The organism is Coprococcus intestinihominis (assembly GCF_040096555.1).
In the GTDB taxonomy this organism is placed as follows: domain Bacteria; phylum Bacillota; class Clostridia; order Lachnospirales; family Lachnospiraceae; genus Coprococcus_A; species Coprococcus_A intestinihominis.
On record NZ_JBBMEK010000064.1, the window covers coordinates 1 to 13,699 of the forward strand.

The 13,699-nt window shown below is 40.0% G+C and carries 16 protein-coding genes; 7 read left to right on the forward strand and 9 right to left on the reverse strand.

Going from position 1 to position 13,699, the window contains the following annotated elements:
* Positions 1 to 158: 158 nt before the first annotated feature.
* The 3 genes from WMO25_RS06885 to WMO25_RS06895 all read left to right on the forward strand — a co-directional run bounded on the left by WMO25_RS06885 (position 159) and on the right by WMO25_RS06895 (position 3,433).
* Positions 159 to 770, forward strand: a complete 612-nt coding sequence (locus tag WMO25_RS06885) for a hypothetical protein (protein ID WP_235359923.1) — start codon at positions 159 to 161, stop codon at positions 768 to 770.
* A gap of 45 nt (positions 771 to 815) precedes the next feature.
* On the forward strand, positions 816 to 1,508 hold the full coding sequence (locus WMO25_RS06890) for a hypothetical protein (RefSeq protein WP_118408998.1): 693 nt from the start codon (positions 816 to 818) through the stop codon (positions 1,506 to 1,508).
* Between the two features lie 380 nt (positions 1,509 to 1,888).
* On the forward strand, positions 1,889 to 3,433 hold the full coding sequence (locus WMO25_RS06895; protein ID WP_346793722.1) for an ATP-binding cassette domain-containing protein: 1,545 nt from the start codon (positions 1,889 to 1,891) through the stop codon (positions 3,431 to 3,433).
* A gap of 97 nt (positions 3,434 to 3,530) precedes the next feature.
* Here the strand turns inward: WMO25_RS06895 and WMO25_RS06900 are convergent, their stop codons facing one another.
* The 4 genes from WMO25_RS06900 to WMO25_RS06915 all read right to left on the reverse strand — a co-directional run bounded on the left by WMO25_RS06900 (position 3,531) and on the right by WMO25_RS06915 (position 6,450).
* On the reverse strand, positions 3,531 to 4,259 hold the full coding sequence (locus tag WMO25_RS06900; protein ID WP_238297854.1) for an ATP synthase subunit B family protein: 729 nt from the start codon (positions 4,257 to 4,259) through the stop codon (positions 3,531 to 3,533).
* On the reverse strand, positions 4,171 to 5,673 hold the full coding sequence (gene mobQ / locus WMO25_RS06905; protein ID WP_238297853.1) for a MobQ family relaxase: 1,503 nt from the start codon (positions 5,671 to 5,673) through the stop codon (positions 4,171 to 4,173). The genes WMO25_RS06900 and mobQ overlap by 89 nt, the downstream gene beginning before the upstream one ends.
* A gap of 197 nt (positions 5,674 to 5,870) precedes the next feature.
* On the reverse strand, positions 5,871 to 6,209 hold the full coding sequence (locus tag WMO25_RS06910; RefSeq protein WP_238297852.1) for a DUF3847 domain-containing protein: 339 nt from the start codon (positions 6,207 to 6,209) through the stop codon (positions 5,871 to 5,873).
* A gap of 58 nt (positions 6,210 to 6,267) precedes the next feature.
* Positions 6,268 to 6,450 carry a transposon-encoded TnpW family protein gene (locus tag WMO25_RS06915; protein ID WP_238297851.1) on the reverse strand — a complete coding sequence of 61 codons (183 nt, stop codon included), beginning with the start codon at positions 6,448 to 6,450 and terminating at the stop codon, positions 6,268 to 6,270.
* Positions 6,451 to 6,670: 220 nt separating this feature from the next.
* Here WMO25_RS06915 and WMO25_RS06920 point away from each other — a divergent pair, with 220 nt between their 5' ends.
* The 4 genes from WMO25_RS06920 (at position 6,671) to WMO25_RS06935 (ending at position 11,265) form a co-directional block, all read left to right on the forward strand.
* On the forward strand, positions 6,671 to 7,450 hold the full coding sequence (locus WMO25_RS06920) for a hypothetical protein (RefSeq protein ID WP_238297850.1): 780 nt from the start codon (positions 6,671 to 6,673) through the stop codon (positions 7,448 to 7,450).
* A gap of 84 nt (positions 7,451 to 7,534) precedes the next feature.
* Positions 7,535 to 8,434 carry a hypothetical protein gene (locus WMO25_RS06925; protein ID WP_238297849.1) on the forward strand — a complete coding sequence of 300 codons (900 nt, stop codon included), beginning with the start codon at positions 7,535 to 7,537 and terminating at the stop codon, positions 8,432 to 8,434.
* Between the two features lie 18 nt (positions 8,435 to 8,452).
* Positions 8,453 to 9,253: a KilA-N domain-containing protein gene (locus WMO25_RS06930; RefSeq protein ID WP_238297848.1), complete on the forward strand. Its 801-nt coding sequence runs from the start codon at positions 8,453 to 8,455 to the stop codon at positions 9,251 to 9,253.
* Between the two features lie 188 nt (positions 9,254 to 9,441).
* Positions 9,442 to 11,265, forward strand: a complete 1,824-nt coding sequence (locus tag WMO25_RS06935) for a recombinase family protein (RefSeq protein WP_238297847.1) — start codon at positions 9,442 to 9,444, stop codon at positions 11,263 to 11,265.
* On the opposite strand, the gene WMO25_RS06940 is transcribed toward WMO25_RS06935, so the two are convergent.
* The 5 genes from WMO25_RS06940 to WMO25_RS06960 form a co-directional block, all read right to left on the reverse strand.
* Positions 11,245 to 12,213: a site-specific integrase gene (locus WMO25_RS06940; protein WP_346793720.1), complete on the reverse strand. Its 969-nt coding sequence runs from the start codon at positions 12,211 to 12,213 to the stop codon at positions 11,245 to 11,247. The genes WMO25_RS06935 and WMO25_RS06940 overlap by 21 nt on opposite strands.
* Positions 12,214 to 12,215: 2 nt before the next feature.
* Positions 12,216 to 12,413 carry a MerR family transcriptional regulator gene (locus WMO25_RS06945; RefSeq protein WP_024853999.1) on the reverse strand — a complete coding sequence of 66 codons (198 nt, stop codon included), beginning with the start codon at positions 12,411 to 12,413 and terminating at the stop codon, positions 12,216 to 12,218.
* Positions 12,410 to 12,628 carry a hypothetical protein gene (locus tag WMO25_RS06950; protein WP_008393122.1) on the reverse strand — a complete coding sequence of 73 codons (219 nt, stop codon included), beginning with the start codon at positions 12,626 to 12,628 and terminating at the stop codon, positions 12,410 to 12,412. Before WMO25_RS06950 ends, WMO25_RS06945 begins: the two co-directional genes overlap by 4 nt.
* Positions 12,621 to 12,848, reverse strand: a complete 228-nt coding sequence (locus tag WMO25_RS06955) for a hypothetical protein (protein WP_008705329.1) — start codon at positions 12,846 to 12,848, stop codon at positions 12,621 to 12,623. Before WMO25_RS06955 ends, WMO25_RS06950 begins: the two co-directional genes overlap by 8 nt.
* A gap of 426 nt (positions 12,849 to 13,274) precedes the next feature.
* On the reverse strand, positions 13,275 to 13,699 hold a 425-nt coding region (locus WMO25_RS06960), incomplete at its 5' end, for a GMP synthase (glutamine-hydrolyzing) (RefSeq protein ID WP_494337436.1).

Here is a 13,699-nt window from a genome sequence, read left to right on the forward strand (position 1 = left end):
GAGAACATAAAAGTAGTTTGTAAACGTTTCTTGGATAGTGGCATGACACCAGAGCAAGTGGCAGAAAGAATGGATGTACCAATGAAATTCGTAAATGCTTGTATACGCTAAAGTTCAATTTATAGGAAAAGTAACTTTGAAGTTGGAGATGTGTAAGGATGATTGAGATATGTTCAAATTGTGGGAATTACGAATGGGACAAAGAAATAATTGAAAATAAACTTCGTTGCCCGAAATGCGGTGCGGAATGGGAGTTTAAATCCTTGCCGTTACTTATTCTGACAGGGTGCAGCGGAGTAGGCAAAACTACTACGGCGATTGAGATTATGAGGAGAAAAGTTGATTTTGTAGTATTGGATGCTGATATTTTCACAGGCTTTATAAACTGGGATGATGAGGAATCCTGTAATAAATGGGTTGAAATTATTGCTAATATTTCAAAGGATATTATACAGTCAGGGACACTGGTTTTGTGGACGATGGCGGGATGCCTTGACCGTTTTCCGAAAGTATACAACAGTCGGTATTTTAGTGAGATTATTTGTTTGGCGTTAGTTACGGATGAAGATTCTTTGAGACAACGTATGCAAGAGGGCAGAGGAATAACGGACGAGAACTGGATTAATAGTTCATGCGATTATAATCGTTATTTTATGGAACATACTCAGGTGGGGGATACCAAGTACGAGTTGCTGGATATATCAATGAAATCGCCCAAAGAAGTGGCTGATGATGTGATAAATTGGGTGCATGGAAAGGTTTTTGTGTAAAAACGAAATCAAGAGTTTGGACGAAAGCGATAGGTTAAGCAGATAATGGAATATTTATATTGTAAAGATGATAATTTTCAGGATTTTGCAAGTGGTCGGGTTCTTTATGGAGGAAAAGGAATACCGAATTTCCCGATTCGATTGTTGCTTGAAATTTACGGTCGGGCACTGGAGCGTTCGAATAAAAAAGAGGATTTAGTCATATATGACCCTTGTTGTGGGGGAGGCTATTCCCTTACAATTCTTGGATATTTTCAAAATAAGTATATCAGAAAAATATATGGTAGTGATATTGATGAAGATATGGTAGCTCATGCAAAGAAAAATATATCCTTACTTACTGATGTTGCTTTGAAAAAGAGAAAAGCAGAGATAGAGGAACTTTACAATTCTTATGGTAAGGAATCTCATAAGGAGGCATTAGATAGTTGCGATAAATTAAGCATTATGCTGGGGAATGATATATCGACAGAGATTTTCCAAGCGGATTGTACGATGCCTTTGCCGGAAATATTGCCTGATATAATTATTACGGATGTTCCATACGGAAATTTGGTGGAATGGGAACAAGGTAAGAATTCCATGGATGCTATGTTGGAACAGTTATGGAGAATTTCGCATGAAAATACAATTTTAGCTGTATGCATGGATAAAAAGCAGAAAATCAATTGTGAGAAATGGGAAAGGCTAGAAAAGCAAAACATTGGGAAACGAAAATTTGAAATTTACAAAAAGTAAGAATTTTGAAAAGCCTGACTATGTAAATGAGGCAATGGAAACTTTGAATTTGCGCTTCTATAAGGTGGAATGTGTTGACACAATAAATACAGTATGATAGTATTATCATTAGAAAAAAGGATGGCACATTTCGTGTAAGGTGAGGAAATGATTAATAGATAATTTAATTTAAGTAAGACACATATAGTTATTGAGCCTGTAGAAAATAGGTTTATTTTTGTGTACGCTTAAGTTGGATTATCGCAAGAGGCATTTCCTTTGCTTTTCCTTAGGGAAAGGAATAAAGGTCTATTTGGCGAGTCTATTTTTGCGTATGCAAAAAAGGCTCGTTTTTGTGTGTACAAAAATAATTGACTCGTGTTTCGAAAAGGAGGAACTTTATGTTACAGATAAAGAAATTAAATTTAACACATAAAAAAGACCTGAGAGTAATTCTTGATGATTTCAACCTTGTGCTAAATGATGGAGATAAAGCAGTTATCATTGGAGAAGAAGGGAACGGAAAATCAACATTAATGAAGTGGATATATGATCCATCGCTTATAGAAAACTATATAGAAGCGGATGGGGAAAGAGTAATGGGAAACGAACGTTTTGGTTACCTTCCGCAAGAGATGCCCGATGAAGATAAGAAAAAAACCGTATACGAGTATTTTTCTGAGGAAGAAATATTCTGGGAGAAAACGCCAAAAGAACTGTCTGTTACTGCAGGAAAATTTGGAATAAAAAATGATTTTTTCTACAGTAGTCAGATGATGGGGAGCCTTTCAGGAGGAGAAAAAGTCAAGGTACAACTCATGCGGCTTTTTATTCGCGATGTTTCTGTGCTATTGTTAGACGAACCTTCAAATGATATTGACATTGCGACGCTTACATTACTGGAAAAAACCATAAATGAATGGAAACATATTGTGCTTTTTATTTCACACGATGAAACATTGATAGAGCGTACCGCCAACATGGTAATACATATCGAGCAGATTAAGCGAAAAACAGAAGCGAGATATACCGTGGCCAAGCTTCCCTATAGAAACTATGTGGAGGAACGGCTTCATAAATTTGAACTTCAAGAACAGAGGGCACTATGTGACCGTAGGGAAAAAAAGATTCGAGATGAGAAATATCAAAGAGTGTCTCAGAGTGTGCAAAGCGCATTAGCAAATTGTTCCAGACAAGCGCCGTCGGTGGCAAAGAATTTGAAGGACAAAATGCACACAGTTAAGGCTATGGGGCGAAGATTTGAAAGAGAAGACGAAAATATGACGCAAATGCCGGAGCAGGAAGAAGCAATCTTTTTTAAATTAGGAGATAAAAACGCATACATTCCAACAGGGAAAACGGTCATAGAATATGAACTTTCAAAGCTAATGACTCCAGAAGGCGAAAGAATTTTGGCAGAAGGAATTTATTTGAAAATAAAAGGATCAGAGAAAATCTGTATTATAGGAGCCAACGGGGCAGGAAAAACGACTCTTCTAAAAAAGATAGCGGAAGAACTTATGAATCGGAATGATATTAAAGCAGAATATATGCCCCAAAATTATGAAGATTTGTTGGAGCTATCTGTTACACCGGTTGATTACCTTGATAAAACAGGAGATAAAGAAGAGCGTACAAGAATTAGAACATACCTAGGTTCACTTAAATACACGCCAGATGAAATGGAGCATCCTATTCGGGAGTTGTCTGGTGGACAAAAGGCGAAAGTGCTTCTTTTGAGGATGAGTTTAAGTGGTGCGAATGTTCTTATTCTGGATGAGCCTACAAGAAATTTTTCACCATTATCCGGCCCGGTAATAAGAAAAATGCTCCGAGAATTTCCAGGGGCTGTCATTAGCATTTCTCACGATAGAAAGTACATTGAAGAGGTGTGTGATAAAATATATCAGCTAAATCCTAATGGATTACAGTTAATTAGTGAGTGATAAAAAAGATGAAAGACTGACAACTTCCAGTTTGAACCGCCTTTGTATTACTCTCCCGTGAGCAGATTTCATCTGCCCATGGGAGTACTTTTATGCATTAATGGTAACTGCCCTTACAACTGCCATGATACAAAAAATTCAGACCTGCCGAAAGAATAAGCCACCAGCTTAGCACATTAATATCTACCGGAATCAGTGAAACAGATAACATTGACAATGTAACACTGATAACACAAAGTGCTACGGACACAGCCTTTCTAAGTTCTGCAACACCAGTGTTTTTGTAATATTGCCATCGGTCATCACACTTTTCTGTAATCCTGTCAAATGCTATTTTCGCAAGTACAAATACACCTGCCGCAATCCCAACAGACACTAAAGCAATAATACCAACTGCCACATAGGAATGGACATACTGAGCCAGATATTCATAGCACCACTGATACACCCTACAAAGCAAATTTGAAATGTTCATCACATTCCTGCCACGATTCAGAAACCAATCAGGTATGGTGGCAACTACATCTTTGTTGACAAAAAAGATATAACCAGTTTGAACAATGCTGATAAAAGCAATTACCCATGTCCATACGCCAAGTGTAGCGGTTTGCGTTCGCAACTTTTCCTGTAACTGTATTTGCATATCTGCTTTTACTTGCTTGCGGATATGCTTAGCTTCAACGGAAATATGATTGTTAAAATCAGCTTCCAATGCCTTCGCTTTCATTAAGACAACATTAGCGTTCTCTGCCTTTTTCTCGGCTTCTGCGAAGATTCTCTGAGCCTTCTCTTTCTCTGCCAGCACCTGCTGATTTTCCTTTTTCAACTTCTCGTTCTCCACCAGTACCAAATCGCTCTCTGCTAATCTGGCGATATGAGCGTTCAAGTTCTGATTCTCTTGCGCTATTGCGTCCAGAGTTGATTGCATGGATTGTATCTGCGATTTCAGCTTTTGCCTGTCGGATAAATGCGTCTGTATCTGATTCTCCAACTGATTTATCCGATGACGGTAAGTTTCGTTCTCCTCCATAAGTGTCTCCGACAGACTCAACAAGTCGTCTTCGTTCTTTAAGTTTTCTGATTCGTTCATCTCGTTCCCTCGCTTTCTCTTTTACTCTTTGCATAATTTCTGCAATTGCTGATTCTGTGTTTGCAATCGCAGATTCTGTCCGGCTAATTCCTGATTCTCTGCCGACAGCTTGGCATTCTCTTCGTTCAATTTCTTCAGCAATTCGTCCTGCTTCTGAATCGTATTCCGAAGAAAATCCAACTCCTTCTGCTGTTCCTCCATGATGTCCAGCATCTCTTCCTGTGAGGAAAAAATCTTCATGATTTCCTCCAAGGTATCCTGCAATTCGTTCATATAAAAAACGTCCTTTCTCTATAATGGTCTGTTGTAATTCACGGACTGTCTGTAACCATTTTGTCTTAAGTGAATTGATAGCTTTTACAATCCGGTTGTATTCGCACCGATTAGAAACAAAGCCTGCCTTCTCCATCTTGCGGGCACGATACCCTTCGTGGATGGTAGGCTCTAAATCCAGCTCCTGCCGTTTGTAACTTCTGTGGTCAATCTGCTGTTCCAAAGACAGATATTCGTTACAGATATCTGCCCATGATTTTCTCCAGATTTCTGCTTTACTGTGTTCGTTCCAGTCATTTGGTTCTACAGTAATGCGTTTCCAAAGCTTTTCATTCCGTTTACCAAGCTTCTGCTCTCCGGTAGCAGGGTCAATGAGTGGAATGCGGTTTCCGTCTTCATCAAGGGCATAAATCTTCTTTTCCTTCTGTGCCCATGTGCCATCGGGTTTGATGCCACGCATGGTCAGCATAATGTGAGCATGGGGGTTGCCATCACCCTTATCATGCAATGCCCAGTCGGCACACATGCCAACGGAAACAAAATTATCCTGCACATACCTTCTTACAATTTCAATCTGACATTCCCTTGAAAGCTCCTTTGGAAGTGCCACTTCTATCTCTCTCGCAAGCTGTGCGTTGGATTTCTTTTCTGCCTTTTCCACCGCATTCCATAATACATTCCGGTCAGCATATTCCGGCGGAGCATGTGCCGGAAGTGCAACTTCTGTAAATACAACTCCACGCTTTTTCGTAAAGTCATGAACAAGACCTGTGCGGTCATCCATGAGCTTTTCGCCGGAGCGGTAGGCAGAAGAAGCAACTGCCGATTTTCCATCACTCCTGCTAATGATTTTGATACTGCAATGATAAATTGACATAGTGCATATCCTCCTTCGTTAAAAGTGCATATTCTTATGTGGAAGAACGCCGGAGGGGTTCTTCCTATGGGAAGCAGACCGTTCCGAAAGTTTATCTTTTAAAACCCAGATGCTTCCCATAAGCCTCGCAGAGCGCGCGCAATAGACAGGCTCTGCCTGTCTATAAGTGCGCCCTTCTCCCTAAAAAGAGAAGGGAATCAGGAAACTCCTGACTCCCCAACTTCCTCTTTTTTCATATCTGTATCCGGACCTTTTTGCATTGCTTTGGAGAAAAATTTCCCGTTGGCTTCCTGCTTATTTAGAAATGCAATCAGCTTAGGGATTTCTTCCAGCTCAATACATCTTCCAAGAACTGACTCCACCGCCGCACCAATTTCAATCAGACGGTGGGTACGGATTTTCCGTTCTTCCTCCTTCTTTCGTTTCTCCAGCTGCTTCTTTTGTGCCTCATAACGCTTCAGTTCCTGTGCCAGCTTCTCGATCCTTAAATCCTTCTCCTGGATTCTTTCTTCATAGGTTTTGGTTGATTTACCCATACAAAACTCCTTCCTGCTGATGAAATATCAGCTTAAAAACAATTGATTTGTGCAACAATTACTCTGCATCCGGTATACCCTGCTTCCGGTTGGCAATATCATTTGCCATCAGATGCAAAAGCTTATCCTCAAAGGTAGCTGTAGTATTCTCTGCGAAAAACACATTTACCTTATAGGTGGTCTGTCCTTTTCTTTTGGTAAAAGAGGACATCGCCTGCTCTTTACTTGCTGTCTGCTCCATAATTATTTCACCTCCTCCTTGAAATGTGAACATATGTTTGCTATAATCAAAGTATCTTTGACGGACTGCGACAACGGATAAGACAAATCTTCATAAAATCCGGCTCCTTTCTTATGGTATTAAGTAATCTTTTTTCGATAAATAAGATTACTTCCTCACCTATAGGAGAAATGCAGTCCCAAAACGGAACTGTTTTTTATAAAAGTTTTGAAAATATTTTTTGAAAGGTGGTGAATCCCTGTTGAAGGAATGTACAAATGATTATTTTGAAGAAGACATGCCGGAAGATGACCTGACGGATGCCCTTGAACGGGAGAATGCCGCTATTCTTGAAATAGAACTTGAGATGGAAAATGAGCCGAAAGTATCAGGGATACCGGAAGCATCAACAAGAAACAAGCTGAAACGTGAACTGGAACAGGAAGCACTGACACGTCTTGAGGATTCTGCCAGAACCGAGGAGGAATTTGCAAATGTGGTTACATGGTGGAACAGGTTTGATGCCAACCGGGAACGTAAGGAACGCTACCATGAAATAGGAAGATCGGATGTTCCCCTTGAATGGGGAATGTCACCGGATGAGATTGTAATTCCTGCTCCCATCCGGCATGTTTTCTGGAAGCAGATACTGAAAGGGGATTTCCTTGATGCCATTTATGACTGCCCCTTTGAAATACATGAGCTGGTAACAGACGAGGATATTTCTAAAGCAATCTTTGCGTTAAAAGATGTACAGAAGGAGCTTTTATATCAGCTTGCCATTAAGGGATACTCCTGCCAGTTAATTGCAGCATGTAGAGAGCAGACCGACAGAAATATCCGAAAAATCCGTGACACCATGTTAAAAAAGCTTCGTAAATCCTTTATGCAGGCACTACAAAACAGAGTGGATAATCACATTTCCCTTACGAAGACGGAGCAGATTTTTTATGATACCTATCGGTCACTGATTACGGATAAAAAGAATAAGAAAACGAAAGAAATCACAAATACCATTTGACCTTGTAGGACATGCTTGGTATGATAGTAATATATTTTCCAATGATACAGATTACATTTTAGAGCAGACAGATTGGAGGCTTTTATGAGTAACCTATTTAAGAGAACCAGCTCCAACTGGGCACGTTATGACAAATATGAATGGAAGGAAGATAAAGAAGGTACGTTGTACATCACACCTTCACCGGATGCGAAAGTGTCTCTTTATAATCCGCTAAAGGATTCGGAGCAGATTGTATTAAAGGCGGTAAACCTTGGATTGATGTGCATGGACAAAAATAATACACAGGAACGTTTGCAGAGTGCCATTATGGATTTTGTTACCTGTTACGGACTGCTTGGATTTATGACAGCACTTCCTACCACACCGGACTTTATTACCTACCATGCGGTATATTTGCCGAAGAACCATTTCATCAAAGAGGAAAGCATGACTACGGAAAAATATCTTTCTTACTTCTTTCCCTTTGATAAGATTGATTTTGTAAAAAAAGGGATGGAATCTTCATGGAGTACGGACGATGTGCAGATGATGGCACTGATTATGACCATGAAAAACAAATCGCAGGCAGTAATGATGAGTTTCCAGAAAGAATATGCAGAACGGTATGACTGGCTTGTGACTTTATTTAAAGACTGGGCATTTACCTTTATGTCAAGCTTTCTCTACTATCAGGACTTTGACATGCTGGATGATATGCAAAAACAGCTTTACCGTCAGGGCATGGCGGCATTTGGCGGTATTGCACCAACCTATCACATAGAGCTGCTTGACCGACCTACCATTGTCTGGGATTTCCACTCCCTCTTACTTGGTGTGCAGATGATGTTTTCCTTTATGCTTACCGATGAAAAATCCACACTCCGGGTATGTAAGCATTGTGGCAATGCTTTTATTGCCAACAGACCAAACAGCGTATTCTGCAGCGGCAAATGCAAGAACCAGTATAATGTGTATAAGAGCCGGGCGAAGGATAAAGAATAAAGAAAGGACGGCTGATTTATGGAAAAACTCAATGTCGATGGTACTGAAATACAGGTATTACAGATTGAAGAAGATGATTATATTTCTTTAACAGATATGGTGCGAAAAATTGATAACGGACCGGCATTGATTGAGAAGTGGCTTCGTAATAAAAATACAATAGAATTTCTTGGTATATGGGAAGAAATGTATAACGAAGATTTTGATATCCATGCATATGAAGAAATTATGCAGGAAGCTGGTCTGAATCGTTTCATTATGTCGGTTAAGCAATGGGTAACCAGAACCAATTCAAAAGGTATCATAGCTAAAGCTGGACGATATGGTGGAACATACGCATACAAGGATATTGCATTTGAGTTTGCAAGTTGGGTATCTCCTCAGTTTAAGCTGTATCTGATTAAGGAATTTGAACGGTTAAAAAAGAAAGAACAAGCTTTACTTGGCTGGAGTGCGAAAAGAGAGCTGGCAAAAATCAATTACCGAATACATACAGATGCCATAAAAACAAATCTGATTCCAGCTGAGCTTACACCACAGCAGACCTCTGTAATCTATGCATCCGAAGCAGATGTATTAAATATGGCATTGTTTGGTATGACTGCCAAGCAGTGGCGTGAAGAACATCCTGACAAAAAGGGGAATATCAGAGATTATGCTAGCATTAATGAATTGATTTGTCTTTCCAACATGGAAAATATCAATGCAGTTTTGATTGAAGACGGATTAAGTCAGAAAGAACGTCTGATAAAATTAAATAAGATTGCCATACATCAAATGTCCATTTTGGAAGAACAAAATCCAAAGGTATTGAAGTAATTCAATTGCATTTTTCTAATTCCCCCGAATTCGGGGGAATTAAAATTTATAAGTTTTACAAAACAGTTCCGATTTTCTTTCGGATTTCTCCTATTAGTGAGACAATAATTATTTTTACACAAACCAGCTTATTCGTGGTAGAATAAAACCACAGATAAGCTGGTTGTTTGTTTTGAAAGGAGAATCTTATGAAAACAAAACAACCGGAACTTAACAAAATCACTGCACTCTACGAGAGATTATCCCGTGATGATGAACTGAGTGGTGACAGCAACAGTATTATAAATCAGAAGAAAATGTTGGAGAAATTTGCAACCGAGCAGGGATTTGTCAACCTACGTCACTATACGGATGATGGCTGGTCGGGAACCAATTTTGACAGACCTGACTGGAAGCGTATGCTTGCGGATATTGAAGATGGCACTGTAGGATGCGTTATCGTAAAGGATATGAGCCGTATCGGACGTAATTACCTTGAAGTAGGCTTTTATACGGAAGTGCTGTTTCGAAAGAAAAATGTGCGATTTATTGCCATTTCCAACAATGTGGACAGTGCTCTAAACGATGGCAGTAACGAATTTGCCCCATTTCTTAACATTATGAATGAGTGGTATGTACGTGATACCAGCCGGAAAATCAAATCCGTACTTCATAATAAGGGAATGGATGGAAAACATCTGACAAGCAACGCAATTTACGGGTACAAGAAAGACCCTGATGACCCAGACCATTGGATTATTGATGAAGAGGCTGCCACAGTGGTAAGACGTATTTATCAGCTTATCATTGAGGGAAACGGACCGATGCAGGTGGCAAGGATTCTGAAGGATGAAAAGGTTGAAAGACCTTCCTATTATCTTGCAAAGCAGGGACTTGGAACCTGTCGGGGAAGCTGTGACATGAACAGACCATTCACTTGGACTGCTTCTACGATTTCAGACCTTGTAAGAAAACCTGAATATATGGGGCATACAGTAAATTTCCGTACCAAAAAGGAATCCTACAAGGATAAACATTCTGTGCATAATTCACCGGAGGACTGGGTTATCTTTGAGAATACTCAGGAAGCGATTGTGGACGAAGAAACATGGCTTACTGTTCAGAAAATCCGTGAAACCAAGCACCGTCCCACCAAGAAAGGTGACATCAATCCTCTGACCGGACTGGTATATTGTGCTGACTGCGGTGCTAAGATGTTCAACCACCGCACCGGCGGTTATGAAAAGAGGGATAAGGATGGTAATCCTACCGGAAAGTACACCAATGCACAGGACAATTACACCTGCTCCACCTACAGTAAGGCAAAGAGCAAGTTTGAAAACAGATGCACACAGCATCATGTCCGCACGGATGTTATCAGGGATTTGCTTTTGGAAGTTATTAAAGCTACCAGCACTTATGTGATGGAGCATGAATCCGAGTTTATCGAAAAGGTTCGCAGTGCTACGGAGCTTCAACAGGAAAGCGAAGCCAAAGCACTGAAAAAACGTCTTTCCAGAGAGCAGAAACGTATCAAAGAATTAAATACCCTCATTAAGAAAATCTATGAGGACAATGTAAATGGGAAGCTAAGTGACAAGCGGTTTGAAATGCTTTTGGCTGACTACGAAACGGAACAAAATGAATTGGAATTATCAGTAGATGCTTTAGAAAAGACTTTTAATGACTATCAGGAGAATGCTGATAATGTAGATAAGTTTATTGAACTTGTACACCGATACACAGATTTCACAGAACTTACTACTCCTATGATTCATGAGTTTGTTGATAAAATCGTGGTACACGAAGCAGACAAATCAACCGGTGACAGAATTCAGCAGATTGATATTTATCTCAAGTATGTGGGTAAGCTGGATGTTCCGATGCCGGAGCTTACACCTGAACAGATAAAAGAAGAAGACCGCAAACGCCGTAAGCGTGCATGGAACCGTACTTATATGCGTCGCAAATATGAGCGTGAAAAGGCGGAACGTGAGGCAAAAGAAAAAGGGTTATCTGAGGCAGTCAGATAGACTGTCCCAGAAATAACCCTGTGAAAGTGAAACATGGGAATGGCGGAGATCATGAAGTCGTATCCGCTTTACACCAGACCGCTCGATTCCGGTAGCCATACAATGTTCCATATGCGATTTGGTAAACCGAAAAAGTCTTTCCTTTTTCATAATTCCATACAAATGACTGCAATACTCCCTAAATTCCTCTGCAAGAAAATCCGGCATCGTAATCACACGGATACTCTTTGGAGTTTTCGGCTGCGTGATCATATCCTTTCCTTTCAGTCTCTGATAAGATTTATTGATTGATATGGTTTTCTCTTCAAGATTGATGTCATTATAAGTAAGTGCAAGCAATTCACCGATACGCATTCCGGTCCAGTACAACAAAAGAAACGCCATTCTTGTCTCCGGCTTATCACTTACTGTTTCCAGAAAAGCATTGAACTCTTCCTGCATCCAGAAGTCCTTCGGTTCTCCTTTACTCTTGCCAATCGCTCCTGCCTTCCTGCAGGGATTATCCTGCAGGTTATAATACCGCATTGCATAATTGAAGATTGCAGTCAGCTGGCAGTTCACTGTTTTCAGATAAGTAGGAGAATATCCTTTTCCATTCTTATCCTTATACGTCAGCAACTCATTCTGCCATGCACGGACGTCTGCCACCGTAATTTCACTGAGAATCTTCTTTTCAAAATAAGGCTTGATTTTCAGGTCAATAATATATCGCTTCGTGTACATAGTGTTTTCTCTGAGACGGACATCCATATCTTTGTAATAAATCTCCAGAAAATTTCCAAATTCAATATCCACACCCTGGCTCTGCTGTTGCAGGAAATCTCTTTCCCATTCCTTAGCTTCACCCTTGGTCCTGAATCCTCTTTTCTGTTTTCTTTTCCGATTTCCCTGCCAGTCTTTGTAATAGACCTGTACTTTCCAGTTTTTTCCTTCTTTGTAAACCCCCATTGCTAATCCTCGACTTTCATGCCATAAATCTTTTCTGCCAGGAATTTCGTAGAGATTTTTCCAGCTACTACAATATAGCCTTTTGCCTTCAATTCTTTGTTGTATTCTCGCATCAGACTATATGCATAAGTTTTTGAAACTCCAAGAATTGCACACACATCATCCACATCCATATACATTTTTTCCTGCATCATACTCATACCGCTTTATCCTCCTTCAAATACTGCTCAACATGTTCCAGACCATAGATCTTGTCCTCTACATAGCGGGTTGGCACCCGACCGAGAATCACATAATAGTTCTTGCTTGCCAGATCGGCATTCATTCTTTCCACTACCCGGTAAGCAAACGAAACTGATAATCCAAAGAGTTCTGCAATGTCTTCCACTGATAAATACATTTTTCTCTTACGCATGAAACCATTCCTTTCCCTCTTCCTGTGGAATCTCACAAGTATCTTCTACTCCGTAGAAACGCTTCACAAAATACTTTGTCGGAACTTTTCCTCTAAGCGTCAGGTAGCCCTGTTCTTCCAGTTCCTTGTTCAGATTTCCGATGATTTCATAAGCCGATGTCTGTTTTACTTCCAGAAGTTCACATATATCGGCTGCCTTTAAAAATAATTTATTCTGCATAATCAGTACCTCCTGTGTTTTGAATATTTATCTCTTCATATACTCTGTACTGGCAGATGCAAAATCGGACATCATTTTCCGAAATTTATCAAATTTTCTTGTTTTTTAATTCTCCATCAGTGTGATTACTGTGTCATGGAGTTTAAGCTCATCGAAAGTAAAGAACCTTTCTGTGGTATCTGTTTTCTAAATGCAGGCAACAAAAAAACAGTCTGCCTTGACGAAAATCACTTCAATCAAAACAAACTGTTCTTCATATTTACTCTAATTTTATTTTATGAGAATAACCGATTTCACGAAATTTGCAGGTGAATCTGGAATATAAACAAGAGAAAAAAATAATTTTTAAACTCCATTTGCACTCCATTTGGTCTTTTCGACACCCCGCAAAGCCTTTATTTATGGGCTTTTCCGCGATTTTTCAAGCTACTCAAACTCGATGGTCGCCGGAGGCTTTCCTGTGCAATCGTACATAACTCTGTTAACACCTTTTACTTCATTAACAATACGATTTGTAACCTTTGCAAGTACTTCCCATGGGAGCTGTGCAGCTTCTGCTGTCATGAAGTCACTTGTGTTGACCGCACGAAGTGCAATCGCATAATCATAGGTTCTGAAGTCACCCATGACACCGACAGAACGCATATTGGTCAGTGCTGCAAAGTACTGTCCAAGACCTTTGTCAATGCCTGCCTTGGCAATTTCTTCGCGGTAAATGTAATCTGCTTCCTGTACGATCTTAACTTTCTCTTCGGTAACTTCGCCGATGATACGGATACCAAGGCCAGGGCCAGGGAATGGCTGACGGTATACAAGGTACTCAGGAATACCAAGTTCCAGACCTGCTTTGC